This window comes from Paenibacillus paludis (genome assembly GCF_042610515.1).
GTDB lineage: Bacteria > Bacillota > Bacilli > Paenibacillales > Paenibacillaceae > Paenibacillus_AQ.
On sequence record NZ_JBGJZP010000003.1, the window covers coordinates 137098 to 153638 of the forward strand.

The window sequence follows — 16541 nt, forward strand, 5'->3', positions numbered from 1 at the left end:
GATTAGGATGGTACTGAGGATTTCTTAGGTATGAGTTTTACGCTGAGAGGCAGGCTAAAATAGTGGGATAGGGGAGTCTGATGATGGTCATTTTGCTGCACGGTGAGAAGGTTGTCTTGCGGGACCTGAGGGAAGAGGATATCCGCAAAATCTATTATTTCTATTATGAGGCAGAAGATCGCGAGTTTCTGCAATGGGATGGTCCCTACGAACCGCTGGAGCAAGTAAGTTATGCACAATTTGCGGAAAAATATAACGGGATGCTGGCACTTGTAGGTACAGATAAACCGCGGAACCGTTTGATTATCGAGATTGATGGCGAGATTAAGGGAAGTGTGGGCAGATACTGGGTTTCGGAAGTCACGAATTGGTTTGAAATCGGAATTGCTATTTATGACTCCCGTTATTGGTCTGGAGGATACGGTACCGAAGCCTTCAGCATGTGGATGGAATATCTGTTCAATTCGCTGGATACGGTCCGTCTCGGCATCGGCACCTGGTCCGGCAACGTCCGGATGATGGGGTTGGCCGCCAAATGCGGGATGGTGGAGGAAGCCCGTGTCCGCAAAGCGCGGATTGTGCGGGGCGAATATTATGATGCCATAAAGATGGGGATTCTTCGTGAAGAGTGGCAGTCTGCAGGCACATTATAAACTTGGGACAAGGAGTGGCATGATGGAGAACGATGTGGAAGCGAGCAACCCTATAGATGGTGCTAAACAAGGATTACAGGGCCGATGTGATTTACATACCCATACACAGGCTTCGGACGGGATGCAGCCACCGGCGGAAAATGTGCGGATTGCCCGTCATAAAGGGCTGGCCGCAGTAGCGATTACCGACCATGATACGGTAAGCGGCGTTGCCGAAGCGCTGGAAGCGGGCCTGAAGTACGGGATTACTGTTGTACCCGGCGTAGAAATCAGCACCCGTGCAGAAGGTAAGGAGATTCATGTGCTTGGATATTATATCGATACACAGCAGGAACTGTTTCTCTCGCGGCTTGCAGAGCAAAGGGACACCCGTGCCAAGCGCAATGCGTCTATTATCGGCAAGCTGCGCGGACTCGGCATCAATATTACGCTGGACAATGTTATTGCAGGGATCGGCCGCGAATTGAAGCCTGATGAAAGTATCGGGCGGCCCCATATCGCTGATGAACTCGTACGGCTGGGCGCGGCAGCGGATATGCGCGAGGCCTTTGATAAATATTTGGCAACTGGTGCGGCGGCATATGTCTCTCCCCCGCGGATTACGCCTGAGCTGGCCTGTGAGTGGATTATTGAAGCCGGAGGCACTCCAGTGCTGGCTCACCCCGGCATCTACGGTGATGATGAGCTGGTGCGCGGTATTCTGACCCGAAGCTCTCTGCGGGGCATTGAGGTCTATCATTCCGACCATACTCCCGCCGATGAGGAGCGTTATCTGGCGATGGCCGAACAATTCGGCCTGGTTGTTACCGGCGGTTCGGATTTTCATGGTGCGCGGCAGGGTGTGATCTTCCACGGTGATCTGGGAAGCGTTACGGTTTCTGCCGATGTGCTGGAGCGGCTGAAGGGATAGAGAGTTAAGTACGCCTGCTTAATCCAATTAACCACAGGGGTCAATACAATAGCTGAAAGTAATAGTTATGAACATTGACGATTTGAAACACCGGAAAAGTTAAAGAACCTTCAAGCACGAGACGATGTTTCGTCAGGCTTGGAGGTTCTTTGGTCTGTCCGGATATTTGAAATAACGAAGAAGGGCCCGGAGCTAGCTTCTCAAAGCATTCGGCAGACTTTTGATCCGCGCCTCATCCGGTGTGACAAACAGAGTCTTCTGGTGATCGTAAATGACGAAGCCGGGCTTTGCACCGCTTGGCTTGCGGACATGGCGGATCAGGGTGCAGTCCACTGGCACGCTGCTTGACTGCTTGGCCTGACTGAAGTAGGCGGCAAGCTGAGCCGCTTCCTCTAGGGTGGCATCGCCGAATTCCTCGCTGCGGATCACGACATGCGAGCCGGGGATATCTTTTGTGTGCAGCCAAGTGTCATTGGCAGAAGCCAGCCGGTTCGTGACGTATTCGTTCTGCAGGTTGTTTTTGCCGACATAGATGTCCACGCCCTCGGAGGAGGTAAACACCTGTAAGGTAGGACGGGTGGTTTTCTTCTTCTTTTTGCCCTTTTTGCTGCGGTCGCGCATGTAACCCTGGCTGACAAGCTCATCGCGGATTTCCTCGATATCATTGAGGGAGGCGTGGGCCAGCTGCTGCAGCAGTGTTTCCATATAAGCAATTTCCTCATGGGTTTTGATCAGCTGCTCACCGATGACCCGCAGGCTGTTCTTGTATTTGTTGTATTTCTTGAAGTAACGCTGCGCGTTGTCCGAAGGCGTCAGCAGCGGATCAAGCGGAATGGTCGTCTCCGCCTGGTTCTCATCGTAATAGTTCACCAGCCGTGCTTCCTTGTCGCCCTTGGACACGGCATACAGTGACGCAAACAGCAGCTCGCCCCAAATCCGGTAACGGTCGGCATCTTCCGCTTCTTCCTGGTCTTTCTGGAGATTGGCGAGCTTTTTAATATTTTTGCTCCGCTCATTGCCCAGGAAGCGAATCAGATCGCTGACGCGCTGCTTCACGGTATCCCGCTCCGCTTTATCCCCGTAATAGTCTTCCATACAAACGCTGATCGAGCTGTAATGCTTCAAGCTTTCATCCGGCAATGCCAGCGGAATTGCCGAGAAAACGGGTTTGCCTTTGGCATTCGTCCCTATAACCGGTGAAAACCGGAATTCCCGCACCGGAGCCAGTACCTGATTAAAGGCCTCCCACAACAGGAGCGGATTCCCGCTGCTGTCGTCAGAAGCATCATCCTGCTGATCGCGTCCGGGCTCCGCGGCTTCGGAACCGCCGGCGCTGCGCTGCCGCACAATTTCTCCGGCAATCAGCGGACTCATACCGCTGAAGGCATGCACCATCCATCCGATTGGATCGGCTGTTGGCGATGGACCGCCTGAACCATCCGCTTTGGGCTCTTCCAGAGACCGCAGCAGGTCCGCAATCTCGCCCTCAATAATTTCTTCGGGCTCTTCTTCCTCCTGGGTGCCTGCCAGCAGTGCTGCTTCTTCTGCCGTGGAGAACAAAGTAACAAAATCCTCTTTGCCGATCTCCAGCGGATTCAGCTTGTGCTGCTGCGGCGGATCCAGATAGGCGATGCCGGGCATGACATTCCGGTAGCTGCTGATCGATGGGGTAACGTGATGAATACCGTCGATGATCGTGCCCGTGGAGAGATCGGTCAGAATGATATTGCTGTGCCGTCCCATGAGCTCAATAATAATTTTTTTGGCCGAAACGTCTCCCAGCTCATCCCGTGTCTTGATGTTTATATGAATGATGCGTTCCATACCGACCTGGGTGATGCTCTCAATCGTGCCGCCTTCGCAGTGCTTGCGCATCAGCATGCAGAACATCGGTGCTTCCGCAGGATTAACCGTGTTCCGGTCCGTCAGATGCAGTCGCGGGTAGGTCGGATTGGCCGACAGCAGCAGCTTGCCTCCGCCGCCTGTGCCGCGCAGGATGAAGATAAGGTCGTGAGCGTTTGGTTGATATATTTTGCCGACGCGTGCACCGATGAAAGGCCCAAGCTCATGCACGATCGCTCTTGTAACGATGCCGTCTAATGCCATGATAATGTTCTCCTGTCGCATAATAATAAATTTCTCTTCTCTATGATGCCATACTTTAACACATTCGCGCAAAAGGAGAAGCTTCGAAGCTGTGATAATTTGGGACGACCATGAATAGACTTTGTCATGAACAGGTGGAAAAGCTGTGCGCCGCCGGAAGTCAAGAAACGACCGGGAGGGGAAAGAATAGTCATGGAACAAAAAAGTTGGCACCGGTTCGGTGCGGAGGAACTGCAGAGGATGCTGAACATTCATCCTGGAGTAGGCCTAAGCGGAGAGGAGGCGGAGGAGAGACGCAAAGAGAGCGGGTATAACGAGCTTTCGGAGGGGAAGACAATTTCTCCGATCACCTTGCTGCTGAATCAGTTTAAGGATTTTATGGTGCTTGTGCTGATGGGAGCGACGCTGGTATCCGGACTTTTAGGTGAATATCTGGATGCAATTACGATCATCGCCATTATTTTGCTCAACGGAGTTCTGGGTTTTGTCCAGGAATTCCGTGCCGAGCGTTCACTCCGCGCACTCAAGCAGCTCTCGGCACCTTCTGCCAAAGTACTGCGGGGCGGAAAACAGGAAGTTATACCGGCAAAAATGCTGGTGCCCGGCGACATCGTTCTGCTGGAAAGCGGCGACCGGATTCCAGCTGACATCCGCTGGCTGGAGTGCAGCGCACTTTATGCCGAGGAATCTGCACTGACCGGTGAATCGCTGCCTGTCTCTAAGCACGCGGAACCGATTCATGCCGAGGAGATTCCCTTGGGGGACCAGAAAAATATCGGCTTCATGGGGACGATGGTAACACGGGGCACAGGTAGGGCAGTTGTAGTCCGTACAGGGATGGATACCGAGATGGGCAAAATTGCCGATCTGATCCAGAACACTGAATCGCAGGAAACGCCGCTGCAGCACCGCCTAGAGCAGCTTGGGAAGATCCTGATCTACGTTTCGCTCGGTCTGACCATTGTCGTCGTCGTTGCTGGCATTCTGCACGGTCAGCCCGCTACAGCGATGTTCCTGGCAGGCGTCAGTCTTGCAGTTGCAGCCATTCCGGAAGGTCTGCCGGCGATTGTCACCATCGCGCTCGCACTTGGCGTGCAGCGGATGATCAAACGCAAAGCGATCGTCCGCAAGCTCCCTTCGGTGGAGACTCTCGGATGCGCCTCCGTAATCTGCTCTGACAAGACAGGCACCCTGACCCAGAACAAGATGACGGTAACGCGGCTGTGGACCGGAGGACGCAGTCTGGACGTGACGGGCGAAGGTTATGCTCCCAGCGGACAAGTGATGGAGAAGGGGCGTGCCGTTGACCTCAAACATGATCAAAGCCTGCGGCGCATGCTTCAGGTCGGGGCTTTATGCAGCAATGCCGAAATTGTTGAGTCTCTGTCCAGTGACAGCCGAGGGAAACGCAAGGGAAAGGATAAGGGTGAAACGGACAAGGCGGCAGACACCCAGTCGGTATGGGAGCTCAAGGGCGACCCTACCGAAGGCGCATTAGTCGCTTTATCCGCGAAGATGGGGCTTACTGCCCAGTCGCTTGCTGTAACGTATGCCAGAGAGAAGGAGTTTCCTTTCGATTCTGAGCGCAAGCTGATGTCTGTGATCGTGGGGCATCCCGGCGGACGTATGATCTGCACCAAGGGAGCGCCGGATGTGCTGCTGAGCAACTGCGCCTATATGCTGTGGGAAGGCGGGGTTGTCCCTTGTACGCCGACTTTGCGCCAGAAGGTGCTGGAAGCGAACGAGGAGATGGCTTCCGGAGCGTTGCGTGTATTAGGGATGGCTTACCGTGAGCTGCGATCAGGCGAAGCAGCAGACAGTGAAAAAGAAGCGGAATCCCAGCTGATATTTGTCGGACTTGCCGGAATGATCGATCCTCCGCGCCGTGAAGTGCGCGACGCGATCAGCATTACCCGACGGGCAGGAATCAAGACGGTGATGATTACCGGTGACCACGGAACTACCGCCGAAGCCATTGCCCATCAGCTAGGTATTCTGCAGCGGGGTGGAACCGTTCTGACCGGCTCCCAGCTAACGCGGATGACTGATGATGAGCTGGATAAGGTGTCAGACTCTGTATATGTATACGCCCGCGTCTCCCCTGAGCATAAGCTGCGGATCGTCAAATCTCTGCAGCGGCGGGGCCATGTTGTGGCTATGACCGGAGACGGTGTGAATGACGCTCCGGCAATTAAAGCGGCGGACATCGGGATTTCCATGGGCATCACCGGCACCGATGTCACTAAAGAAGCATCAGCGCTTATTCTCGGAGATGATAATTTCTCAACGATCGTGGCAGCTATAGAAGAAGGGCGGAATATTTACGAGAATATCCGCAAATTTATCCGTTACCTGCTGGCTTCCAATGTCGGAGAGATCCTGACCATGTTCTTCGCTATGATGCTGGGGCTGCCGCTGCCGCTGGTGCCAATCCAGATTCTCTGGGTCAATCTGGTCACCGACGGACTGCCTGCGATGGCGCTGGGCGTGGATCAGCCGGAGAAGGATTTGATGGAGCACAAGCCGCGCGGAGCGAAGGAGAATATTTTTGCCCGCCGCCTGGGCTGGAAAATCATCAGCCGGGGCCTGCTGATCGGTCTGTGCACCCTGGGTGCCTTCTGGTTGACGCTGCGTATTGATCCAGGCAGCCCGCAGCAGCTCATCCGCGCACAGTCGGTTGCTTTTGCCACACTGGTTATGGCTCAGCTTATTCATGTATTCGACTGCCGCAGTTCCCGTTCGGTGTTCCACCGCAATCCTTTCCAGAATAAATATCTGGTGCTCGCCGTGTTGTCATCCGTTGTGCTCATGCTGGCTGTTATGTATCTGCCGCCGCTGCAGCCGGTATTTAAGACCGTACCGCTTAGCTTCCGCGAATGGTGCCTGGTGCTGGTCACCGCCGGTATCCCTACCTTCCTTATGGGAGCGGGCAGCGTGTGGGGCGGCAAGAAGAACCGCAGCCGCAGCGGAGGCCGGACGATGATAAAAAGTACAAAAATTTCAGCATAAAGTCAATAGCTTAAGACCACTCCTTAAGGTATGCTAGTCTCACAGAAGCCTAAACATCGCGTAAGCTTCCGAAGCAATTTTTGTACGATGCTTGTTCGGAAGATGTGAATGCTAACAAACTTTTAGGAGTGGGATTTTTAATGGAATTTACAAAAATGCACGGACTTGGAAATGATTTTATTATCGTATTCGGTGAGCAGGAGCTACCGGGCAATGCTTCCGAGCTTTCAGTTACGTTGTGCAACCGGTTCTTCGGCATCGGAGCCGACGGTCTTGTCTACATTCTTCCGTCGGAGCGCGGAGACTATATGATGCGCATTATGAATTCGGACGGCTCAGAAGCGGAGCAATGCGGAAATGCAATCCGCTGCGTCTCCAAATATGTATATGAGCAGGGTCTCGTCAGCTCGGAGCAGATTGTGATTGAAACCATCGGGGCCGGTGAACAAAAGGTATCCCTGCAGGTGAAGAACGGCGTGGTGGAGACGGTTACGGTCGATATGGGAGAACCTGTATTGTCGGGCCCGCAGATTCCGGTAGCGATAGATGCCGAGCCTGTGCTGGACCAGCCCATCGAGGCAGACGGAACGGAATTCAAGTTCACGGCCGTATCCATGGGCAATCCGCACTGTGTAATCTATGTGGAGGACGCCGTGTCGTTTGATCTTGCGACCTGGGGGCCGAAGCTTGAGGTGCACCCGCTTTTCCCGAGAAAAGTGAATGTGGAATTCGCGACAGTGCTAAACCGCAGCCATGTCGATATGCGTGTCTGGGAACGCGGCGCCGGACCGACACTGGCCTGCGGTACCGGAGCCTGCGCAACGCTGGTCTCATCGGTACTGAATGGCCATACAGACCGCTCGGCCACGATCAGCCTGAAGGGCGGCGATCTGTTTATCGAGTGGAATGAGAATGACAACCATGTCTATATGACCGGACCTGCCCAGGTTGTATATACCGGCTCGGTAGAAGTTTAATCCTGCAGGGATTTCGGTATCCAAACTGAATAAGGTGTGCATTACAAAAGGATGACCTCAAGCTGCCCGCTTGCAGGTCATCTTTTTTTGCAAATATAAGCATTTATATGCTTCACCCTATAAATTATCCTTCTAGTTCCCGCTGAAACGGATACCGTCCTTTTGAGGACGGTATCCGTTTCCACTTGTTGTTCCAGAATGGCATCATATCCGAATAATGGCAGAGTTAACCGTGAATAATAAGAAACAGTAGGAGAGAGGGGGAGCCGGGTGAACTCGAAGCGATATCTTACAAGAAACGGGGCAAAGGATGCCCGCGAGCAGCGTTTAGGCAGCGGCGGTCCGAAACTGTCAGAAAATCTTGGCCAGAGCATAGAGAACATAATGACGGAGCTTGGTAACAGCCCTGATCTCAAAGTCCGCCAGATCCAAATTGGCGGAGTCCACCCTGTTCAAGCCGCGGCTGTTCATCTGAGCGGGCTCGCAGATACCGTCGCAGTCAATGAATTTGTGGTGGGGTCACTGCTCGATAATACCGCAGGGCTTACGGATAGCATGGACGAAACTGACAGAGGGGTGGACTTGCCAGCACGGATCCTAAGCTCTGCTCTGGAAATAGGTGAAGCGGACTTCAAAGAGGAATGGAACGAAATCATGCTGGCCGTGCTTTCCGGAGATACGGCGATTCTGGTGGAAGGTTACACATCAGCTATTGTGTGTGAGACCAGAGGCGGCGAACAGCGCTCTGTCACTGAGCCGTCTTCGCAGCTCGTTGTCCGCGGGCCCAAAGATGGCTTCGTAGAGTCCGTGGGAACTAATATCGCGCTGATCCGCCGGAGAATCAAGTCCCCCAAGCTGAGGCTGGAGTATATGAAAATCGGCTCGGAAACCCAAACCCATGTGGCCATCATGTATATGAAGGAAATCGCCGGTGAGGATTTGGTGCAGGAGGTCAGAGACCGCCTGCATAAGATCGCCATTGATGAGGTGCTGGAGTCCGGATTCCTGGAGGAGCTGATTCAGGACAAGACCTTTACGCCCTTTCCGACAATATACAATACTGAACGGCCCGATGTGGCAGCGGGTAATCTGCTGGAAGGCAGAGTTGTAGTGATCGTGGACGGTACACCCTTTGTGCTGATTCTGCCGGCGGTGTTTACTCAATTTTTTCAGTCGGCGGAGGATTATTCCCAACGGTTCGATATTGCGATACTGATGCGGATCGTCCGTTACATGAGCTTTGTCGTTCTGCTTCTCGGCCCTTCTATCTATATCGCTTTGACCACTTATCATTATGAGATGATCCCGACAACCCTGCTGATCAATCTGCTGGCCCAGCGGGAAAATGTACCTTTTCCGGCTTTTGTAGAGGCCATGCTGATGGAGAGCGCATTTGAAATACTACGTGAGGCGGGCGTGCGGATGCCACGTGTTATCGGACAGACGGTCTCGGTCGTCGGTGCGCTGATTCTTGGCTCGGCAGTTGTGGAAGCTGGAATTATTACCCCGATTATGGTTATTGTCATTGCATTAACAGGGATTGCGAGCTTCGCCATTCCTGCTTACAACATGGCGATTGCCGGACGGATTATCCGCTTCGGCTTTCTGCTGCTGGCCGCCATGTTCGGCTTCTATGGCATTACCCTTGGTTTAATTGTGCTGGTAGCACATATGAACAGTCTGCGTTCCTTCGGCATTCCCTATTTGTCGCCGTTTGTTCCGCTCTCTATAAAAGGGCAGAAAGATACGATTCTGCGGTTGCCCTTGTGGCTGATGAGACCAAGCAAATCCCCGCAGCAGATGCGGGCGGAACTGCCGGACTACATGAGAGTCACGACAGGCCATGATTCTGAACTCGCCCCTCTGATCCTTAAGGATAACGCTGCTATGCCGGTCGATGAAGGAGGGCGAAATGAAGATTAAGCCTTCCTGTCTGATCTTATTGTCCATTCTGCAGATTATGCTGCCGCTTGTTCTCACCGGCTGCTGGGACAGTGTCGAGCTGAACAGGAGGGCCATCGTCTCCGGCGTGGCCATTGACAGAGGTCCCTCGGAGAAAGAGAAGTATCGGCTGTCCTTTCAGGTGATTGTCTCGGAGGAAATCTCCGGAGAGAATACCCGGAGTACTTCACCGGTGTCTTTGTATACAGGCAGCGGCCGTACGATGTTCGAGGCACTGGCCAACGCTTCGCGGCAAACTGCGAGATTTCTGTCGCTTGCCCATGTCCGGGTGCTTGTCATCTCGGAGGAGTTTGCCCGTGAGGGAATTAAGGACATGCTGGATGTGCTGGAACGGGAGAGCGATACACGGCTCACCAGCCTGATGTTCATTTCCAGAGGCCAGCCGGCGAGCGACCTAATGTCAACGATGACTGTGTTCAGCAAAATCCCCGCCAATGATCTGGTGGAAAAGCTGGATACCACCTCGAAGCAGTTCGGTTACAACTTCAGGGTGGAGGTGGATGATGTCGTCAGGGGGATTCAGACCGTAGGAGGAGGTCCGATTATTAACGGGGTGTTTACCACAGGGGACAGGAATTCCGCAGACACCAACGATAACATGAAGACGATTGCTCCGAGCGCTATTCTGAGAGTGTCTGGTATGGCGGCGTTTAGGGATGATAAGTTGAAGGGTTGGCTGGATGGCAACGCTGCGCTCGGTACCGTACTTTTGCATAACAAAATTAAAGAGGTGCCTGTAATAGTAAAGAGCCCGGCGGGCGGCTATATTTCCTTCAATGTATACAAATCCCAGGTTCATCTGGAGGTCCAGGCGAAGGATCCGGAGCATCCTGTAATTACTATTAAAATAACCCAGCAGGCCGCGCTTAAGGAATCGGCTAACGTGCTTAATCTTACCTCTCCCCAGGTATTGGAAGAGCTTTCGGGCCGGCTGACCGATGAGACGAGAAAACAGATTAAGTCAGCGGTATCGGCAGCCAGGGAGCTAAAGAGTGATTATCTCGGCTTTGGAGAGGCGGTAGAACGGAGGAGTCCGCGCGGCTGGAAAAAGGTCAGAGATCACTGGGAGGATGTATTTGCGCATTGTGAGGTCAGAATCGAGGCGGATGCTGTGATCAGACATACGGATATGAGGAGCAATTCTTTTCAGGTCAATAAGTAATGCGAAACAAAGGGGGGGCATGATGGGAACCATCAAAATTGGTCTAACCCAGTTTTTCAGCTTGACCTTGCTGTTTGAGCTGGGGACGGCGCTTGTCGTTAATTTGGGAATGGAGTCGGGGAGGGATGCCTGGCTCTCAATTCTGGTCGGCTGTCTGGCAGGAATTGTCGTGTTTGCGGGCTACGCTTATCTGTACCGGAAACACCCGGAGCTGCCTTTTACAGCTTATACCCGGAAACTGCTGGGCAAAACGCTGGGAGTACCGGTTGCGGTGTTGTACATCATTTTATATATCAACCTGGCAGCGCGGGATTTGCGTGACGGCAGCACGATGCTGGCCATGGCGACCATGCATAATACCCCGATGTTTATTCTCAGCAGTCTGATGATTTTATCGGGAGCCTATGTCCTGCATAAGGGTATAGAGGTGCTGACCAGAACTTCACTTGTTTTTGCCGCTATCGTCCTGATCATCGGTGTGTTCAGTACAATTATGCTGGTATTGTCAGGCTCGATTAACCTGCACCGCCTGCTTCCCATGCTGGAGGACGGGATCAAGCCGGTACTGGGCTCAGTTGCACATCAGAACTTTATGTTTCCTTTTGGCGAAATGATCAGTTTTACAATGCTGATGCCCTACTTGTCCAATGTAAAAAAAGGCCCATGGATTATTGCCGCAGCCATGCTGGTATCCGCGCTGCTGCTGAGCTTTACCATGGCGCTTAATATATCGGTGCTGGGTGCAGATATCGTTCGGCGCTCGCCGCTACCGCTGATGCCGACGATCAGCAAAATTTCCATTTCCGATTTTATTCAGCGGGTTGATATTTTTGTGGTTATGGTGCTGATTATCGGCGTGTTTTTCAAAATGTCCGTGTTTTTTGCCGCTGCCTTGATTGGAATATCCGAGCTGTTCAGTATCCCTTACCGGAAAATGATCTATCCTTGCGCGCTGATTATCCTGTTCACCTCTATCCTGGACGCCCGCAGCTTTATCGAACATCTGGATGAAGGCGGAAGGCTGCTGTATATGGTATATCCTCTGTTTATAGTGGTTATCCCAGCCATTCTGATTATAATCACGGCGTTGAAGAGCTATTTCTCGGCCCCCCGCCCGGGCTGACTGCCGCGAACCCAATAGATTAGGTCTGGAACCAGCAGACACAGCAGCATGATTGCCGCAGCCAGCTTCTCCGAGGCGGAATAGAGCAGGTAGTTCATGATATATCTGATGTTGCCCATCCCATAGCCGAACAGCCAGTCGCCAAAATATAAGTAAAGCAAAGAAAGTGTGGATAACAACAGGATTACAGCGTATTTGCGCAGCAGCAGCCTTCTTGTTCTTTTTTTCAAGGTAGGTTCCTCCTTATATAAGAATAAAGCTACATAGATTGAACATAAAACCTTGAGATAAGGGAAAGGAGCAACGGAGGGGGATTTTGGAACTGGAGGAGCGGTAGTGTCCGCCTTTGTCTTCGGATTTCTACCGCTAATAGCGGTATTGATCAAGAAATCTGAAGACAACAGCGGCCGGAAGTCCAAATATTCACCGTAGTTGCGACTGTTCCTGTACTCTAAAACCATAAGTTCAATCTATATAGTATGAATCATTTCATTCCTTGCCATGCAAAGGCAGTGATGGAGCGGTTAGGCTTTAGGGCTTTGAATGCTTATCATCCAACCCGATTTATGTTACATTAGTATGAAACTAATGACAGTTTAGGGGAGGTTCTTGCGGTGAAGCCGGATTTGCGCTCTGCGTGGAATACGAATGTTTTGGTCGGGGACGGAGCCATGGGAACCTTTTTATATCAAAAAGGGTTTCCTGTCGGCATTTCCTACGAGGAATTGAATCTGACCTCTCCGGGGGTCATTGAAGACGTGCATCGCAGCTATATTGAAGCTGGAGCCGTGCTGCTGGAGAGCAATACGTTCTCTGCCAATTATGACAGGCTGTCCAAATACGGATTGGAATCAAAGGTTGGGGAAATCAACCGTGCAGGTGTGCGGATTGCCCGGCAAGCTGCCGGTGAAGCAGGATATGTAGTCGGTGCGGTAGGCTCCATTCGTGCCGGCAAACGGGCAAATCTTTCTTCGTCGGAGCTGAAGCGTTATTTCACGGAGCAGATCACCGCACTGCTGGAAGAGCAGCCGGACGGCATCATGCTGGAAACCTTCTACGATGTGGAAGAGCTGCATTTGGCACTGCGGACGGTGCGGAAGCTCAGCGGGCTGCCGGTCATCTGCCAGCTTGCTGTAGATGAAACGGCGCGAACGCTGGATGGATTGACATTGCCGGAAGCCTTCCGCATTTTGGAACAGGACGGAGCGGATGTGATCGGCTTCAATTGCCGGACCGGTCCCAACGGCATCAAGCGTGCGTTGAAGACGCTTCAGGGCAGTCTGACACTTCCGGCGTCGGTATATCCCAATGCCGGAGTAGCGGATTATGTGGACGGGCAGTACCGCTATGGCGCCACACCGGATTATTTCGGCCAAATGGCTCCTGTGTTTGCCGGGCTGGGCAGCCGGATCATCGGCGGCTGCTGCGGGACTACTCCGCAGCATATCGCCGAAATCTCGGCTGCACTGCGTGATTATGCTCCGCAGCCGCTGCCAGAACCGACTCAGAAGAAGAGCACGGAGCGGATTGTGGTGCAGGAACATCTCGACGAGGATGAAGGCCGCAGCGGCGGCGAACCGACACTTGTCGATCTGGTCAAGGAGCGCCACACCGTTATTGTAGAGCTTGACCCTCCCCGTGATCTGGACATCGCCAAGTTTATGAGAGGTGCAGATGCGCTGCGCAGAGCAGGTGCAGATGCGCTGACCCTTGCGGATAATTCACTCGCCGTAACACGGATGAGCAACATGGCTCTCGGGCATCTGGTTCAGGCCCGCACAGGACTCCGGCCACTGGTGCACGTGGCCTGCCGTGACCGTAATCTGATCGGGACCCAGTCGCATCTCATGGGTTTTGATGCGCTTGGCATCGACCATGTGCTGGCGGTGACCGGAGATCCGGCCCGTTTCGGGGATCTGCCGGGGTCCAGCTCGATCTATGATCTTACTTCCTTTGAGATCATCCGGATGATTAAGCAATTGAACGACGGGATCGCTTTCTCCGGCAAGCCGCTGAAGCAGAAGGCGAAATTTGTGATCGGAGCCGCATTTAATCCCAATGTCAAACATTTGGACAAGGCGGTGGAGCGGCTGGAGAAGAAGATCGCTTCCGGCGCGGATTATATTATGACCCAGCCGGTGTATGATCCTGAGCTGATCGCCCGTATCGCCAAAGCGACCGAGCATCTGGATATTCCGATATTCCTCGGGATCATGCCACTGGCAAGCGGCCGAAATGCAGAATACCTGCATAACGAGGTTCCCGGTATTCAGCTCTCCGCAGAGGTGCGCAGCCGGATGCAGGGCCTTGAAGGAGAGGTTGGCCGGGCTGAAGGCGTGGCCATCGCCAAAGAGCTGCTGGACGCGGCGACAGAGCATTTTAACGGCATCTATCTGATGACTCCATTCATGTTCTACGAGATGAGCGTCCAGCTGCTGGAGTACATTTGGGAGAAACAAGGGCGCAAATTGTCCCCCTTGTTTCGCTAGTAATAATCAATTACAATAGTGTAATGGATGTGATTCCGTTGTCATTTAGCATGACCGGATACGGTCAATCATCCCTGCAATTCGGCGGTTACAAGATTACGTTCGAAGTCAAATCGGTGAATAACCGTTACTGCGAAGTTGTGCTGCGGATGCCCCGGGATTGGACGGGTTATGAGGATATGCTGCGAAGAAAGGTTCTGCATCATATCAAACGGGGACGGGTAGATGTCGTCATTAATAGAGAAATCACTGAAGAGACAGCCTCCGTTCAGATGCTGAACCGCCCGGCGGTCAAGTCCTATCTGAAAGCCGCGAAAGCGCTGAAGGACGAGTTCGGATTTACGGGCGAGTTGACTTTACGTGATATACTTTCTATGCCCGGTGTAATGGAGCTCAAGGAGGAGGCAGCCGCCACAGGATTTGCATCCTTTGAAGAGTACTCCGGGATGCTTGAACTGGGGCTGGAGCAAAGCCTTCAATCCCTGCTGGAAATGCGCGCCCGGGAAGGCGGTTATCTTGCCGCTGACCTAACGCGCCGGCTAGGGCATCTGGAGGAGCTGCACGCTGAAATGGCCGCACTTGCTCCTGCAGTAGTAGTTGAATACCGTGATAAGCTGCGGTTGCGGCTGAACGCGCTGAATGACGGGACTTTCCCTTTTGAGGAGCATAAATTCGGAATGGAAATTGCTACCTTTGCCGACCGCTGTAACATTGATGAGGAGCTTACCCGGCTGTACAGTCATTTTGAACAATGCAGAGCTTTGCTGAAGGGAAGCGAGCCGGCAGGACGCAAACTGGACTTTCTCATTCAGGAGATGAACAGGGAGACGAATACAATCGGGTCGAAGTGCAACCATCTGACTCTAGTGAATCTCACGCTTGATATGAAAGCTGAGCTGGAGAAGATACGCGAGCAAGCAGCGAACTTAGAATAACAGGTAGTTCAATTAAGCAAAGATGTAACTTATGGGGGGAACAACCGGAACATGGCAATCAAATTAATCAACATCGGCTTTGGAAATATCGTATCGGCCAACCGCATTATTTCCATTGTCAGCCCGGAATCTGCACCAATTAAACGTATTATCCAGGAGGCCAGAGACCGGCATATGCTGATCGATGCGACTTACGGCCGCCGGACGCGGGCCGTCATTATTACAGACAGCGATCATGTCATTCTGTCGGCCGTTCAGCCGGAGACTGTGGCACACCGCTTATCCAGCAAAGATGACGATAACGACGAATAACAACAAATGGAGTGTACTATGTCAAAAGGATTGCTGATCATATTGTCCGGCCCTTCCGGCGTTGGTAAAGGTACCGTCTGTACCGCGCTGCGGCCGAAGATGCCCGAGCTTATCTATTCCGTTTCCGCCACCACACGCAGTCCGCGTGAGGGTGAGGAGAACGGCGTCAATTATTTTTTCAAGAGCAGAGAGCAGTTCACGGCAATGATAGAAGCGGACCAGCTGCTGGAGTATGCGGAGTACGTAGGCAATTATTACGGTACTCCGCGTGATTTTGTGGAGAGAACACTCGAGAGCGGAAGAGATATTATTCTGGAGATCGAGGTTCAGGGAGCTCTCAAAGTCAAAGACAAATTCCCGGAAGGCATCTTTGTGTTCCTTCTTCCTCCATCCATGGACGAATTGAAGGACCGCATCCGCGGTCGCGGTACGGAGCATCCTGATGTGATTAACCACCGCATGTCCGTAGCAGAAGATGAGATTGGTCTGATCCGGCATTATGACTATGCCGTAGTGAATGATGAGATTGATCTGGCCTGTAAGCGAATAGAAAGCATTATTATCGCCGAACATTGTAAGGTAAGATGATATGCACAGCAAGATTGATCATGTTTAACAGTAAAAGATGAAGAGGTGTCTTACGTGCTATATCCATCTATTGATGAAATGATGACCAAAGTCGACAGCAAGTATTCGCTGGTTGTCGCAGCTGCCCGCCGGGCAAGAGCTCTCCGTGAAGGCGGCAAGACTGATATCAAGTCGCCAAGATCCCACAAGTTTGTTGGCGTTGCCCTGGAAGAAATTTATGAAGACCGCATCATTGTAACACGCGGCGAAGAATAGTCCGGATAGCTTGCCATGCCTACTGTAGAAACGGACACCGCCTTTGTATAAGGCGGCGCT

General features: G+C 52.6%; 14 protein-coding genes. 12 read left to right on the forward strand and 2 right to left on the reverse strand.

What is annotated here, in order from left to right:
* The first annotated feature begins 83 nt into the window (after window positions 1-83).
* Both ACAN56_RS07210 and ACAN56_RS07215 read left to right on the forward strand, forming a co-directional pair.
* Window positions 84-653, forward strand: coding sequence for a GNAT family N-acetyltransferase (locus ACAN56_RS07210; protein ID WP_379142044.1), 570 nt, complete (start codon window positions 84-86; stop codon window positions 651-653).
* Window positions 654-675: 22 nt separating this feature from the next.
* A complete protein-coding gene (locus ACAN56_RS07215; RefSeq protein ID WP_379142046.1) occupies window positions 676-1563 on the forward strand; it encodes a PHP domain-containing protein in 888 nt (295 codons plus the stop codon).
* A 192-nt stretch (window positions 1564-1755) separates the two neighbouring features.
* Here ACAN56_RS07215 and ACAN56_RS07220 read toward each other — a convergent pair whose 3' ends face one another.
* On the reverse strand, window positions 1756-3669 hold the full coding sequence (locus ACAN56_RS07220; RefSeq protein ID WP_379141630.1) for an Rqc2 family fibronectin-binding protein: 1914 nt from the start codon (window positions 3667-3669) through the stop codon (window positions 1756-1758).
* A gap of 192 nt (window positions 3670-3861) precedes the next feature.
* Between ACAN56_RS07220 and ACAN56_RS07225 the strand changes: the two genes are divergently transcribed.
* The 5 genes from ACAN56_RS07225 (at window position 3862) to ACAN56_RS07245 (ending at window position 11902) form a co-directional block, all read left to right on the forward strand.
* Complete coding sequence (locus ACAN56_RS07225; protein ID WP_379141632.1) at window positions 3862-6678, forward strand: calcium-translocating P-type ATPase, SERCA-type; 2817 nt, start codon at window positions 3862-3864, stop codon at window positions 6676-6678.
* Between the two features lie 140 nt (window positions 6679-6818).
* Window positions 6819-7655, forward strand: coding sequence for a diaminopimelate epimerase (gene dapF / locus ACAN56_RS07230; RefSeq protein WP_379141634.1), 837 nt, complete (start codon window positions 6819-6821; stop codon window positions 7653-7655).
* Window positions 7656-7925: 270 nt separating this feature from the next.
* Window positions 7926-9578 carry a spore germination protein gene (locus ACAN56_RS07235; protein ID WP_379141636.1) on the forward strand — a complete coding sequence of 551 codons (1653 nt, stop codon included), beginning with the start codon at window positions 7926-7928 and terminating at the stop codon, window positions 9576-9578.
* Entirely contained in the window at window positions 9568-10779 is a 1212-nt protein-coding gene (locus ACAN56_RS07240) for a Ger(x)C family spore germination protein (RefSeq protein ID WP_379141638.1), read from the forward strand. The genes ACAN56_RS07235 and ACAN56_RS07240 overlap by 11 nt, the downstream gene beginning before the upstream one ends.
* Before the next feature lie 22 nt (window positions 10780-10801).
* Window positions 10802-11902 (forward strand): GerAB/ArcD/ProY family transporter, encoded by a 1101-nt coding sequence (locus ACAN56_RS07245; RefSeq protein ID WP_379141640.1) that lies wholly within the window; start codon window positions 10802-10804, stop codon window positions 11900-11902.
* On the opposite strand, the gene ACAN56_RS07250 is transcribed toward ACAN56_RS07245, so the two are convergent.
* A complete protein-coding gene (locus ACAN56_RS07250; RefSeq protein ID WP_038590548.1) occupies window positions 11875-12132 on the reverse strand; it encodes a hypothetical protein in 258 nt (85 codons plus the stop codon). The genes ACAN56_RS07245 and ACAN56_RS07250 overlap by 28 nt on opposite strands.
* Window positions 12133-12516: 384 nt before the next feature.
* Between ACAN56_RS07250 and ACAN56_RS07255 the strand changes: the two genes are divergently transcribed.
* From ACAN56_RS07255 to rpoZ, 5 genes are read left to right on the forward strand one after another with little or no spacing between them, the layout of a single operon-like run.
* Window positions 12517-14391, forward strand: coding sequence for a bifunctional homocysteine S-methyltransferase/methylenetetrahydrofolate reductase (locus ACAN56_RS07255; protein WP_379141642.1), 1875 nt, complete (start codon window positions 12517-12519; stop codon window positions 14389-14391).
* 38 nt (window positions 14392-14429) lie between these two features.
* On the forward strand, window positions 14430-15326 hold the full coding sequence (locus ACAN56_RS07260; RefSeq protein WP_379141644.1) for a YicC/YloC family endoribonuclease: 897 nt from the start codon (window positions 14430-14432) through the stop codon (window positions 15324-15326).
* A gap of 51 nt (window positions 15327-15377) precedes the next feature.
* Complete coding sequence (gene remA, locus ACAN56_RS07265) at window positions 15378-15638, forward strand: extracellular matrix/biofilm regulator RemA (protein ID WP_006209218.1); 261 nt, start codon at window positions 15378-15380, stop codon at window positions 15636-15638.
* An 18-nt stretch (window positions 15639-15656) separates the two neighbouring features.
* Window positions 15657-16226, forward strand: a complete 570-nt coding sequence (gene gmk, locus ACAN56_RS07270; protein WP_038590557.1) for a guanylate kinase — start codon at window positions 15657-15659, stop codon at window positions 16224-16226.
* A gap of 54 nt (window positions 16227-16280) precedes the next feature.
* Window positions 16281-16481: a DNA-directed RNA polymerase subunit omega gene (rpoZ, locus tag ACAN56_RS07275; protein WP_038590559.1), complete on the forward strand. Its 201-nt coding sequence runs from the start codon at window positions 16281-16283 to the stop codon at window positions 16479-16481.
* Window positions 16482-16541: the final 60 nt, after the last annotated feature.

What these genes read in the sequence shown, in the direction of transcription:
- ACAN56_RS07210 (WP_379142044.1), top strand. Translation starts at nt 84, where the DNA reads ATGGTCATTTTGCTGCACGGTGAGAAGGTTGTCTTGCGGGACCTGAGG.
- ACAN56_RS07215 (WP_379142046.1), top strand. Translation starts at nt 676, where the DNA reads ATGGAGAACGATGTGGAAGCGAGCAACCCTATAGATGGTGCTAAACAA.
- ACAN56_RS07220 (WP_379141630.1), bottom strand. Translation starts at nt 3,669, where the DNA reads ATGGCATTAGACGGCATCGTTACAAGAGCGATCGTGCATGAGCTTGGG.
- ACAN56_RS07225 (WP_379141632.1), top strand. Translation starts at nt 3,862, where the DNA reads ATGGAACAAAAAAGTTGGCACCGGTTCGGTGCGGAGGAACTGCAGAGG.
- dapF (WP_379141634.1), top strand. Translation starts at nt 6,819, where the DNA reads ATGGAATTTACAAAAATGCACGGACTTGGAAATGATTTTATTATCGTA.
- ACAN56_RS07240 (WP_379141638.1), top strand. Translation starts at nt 9,568, where the DNA reads ATGAAGATTAAGCCTTCCTGTCTGATCTTATTGTCCATTCTGCAGATT.
- ACAN56_RS07245 (WP_379141640.1), top strand. Translation starts at nt 10,802, where the DNA reads ATGGGAACCATCAAAATTGGTCTAACCCAGTTTTTCAGCTTGACCTTG.
- remA (WP_006209218.1), top strand. Translation starts at nt 15,378, where the DNA reads ATGGCAATCAAATTAATCAACATCGGCTTTGGAAATATCGTATCGGCC.
- gmk (WP_038590557.1), top strand. Translation starts at nt 15,657, where the DNA reads ATGTCAAAAGGATTGCTGATCATATTGTCCGGCCCTTCCGGCGTTGGT.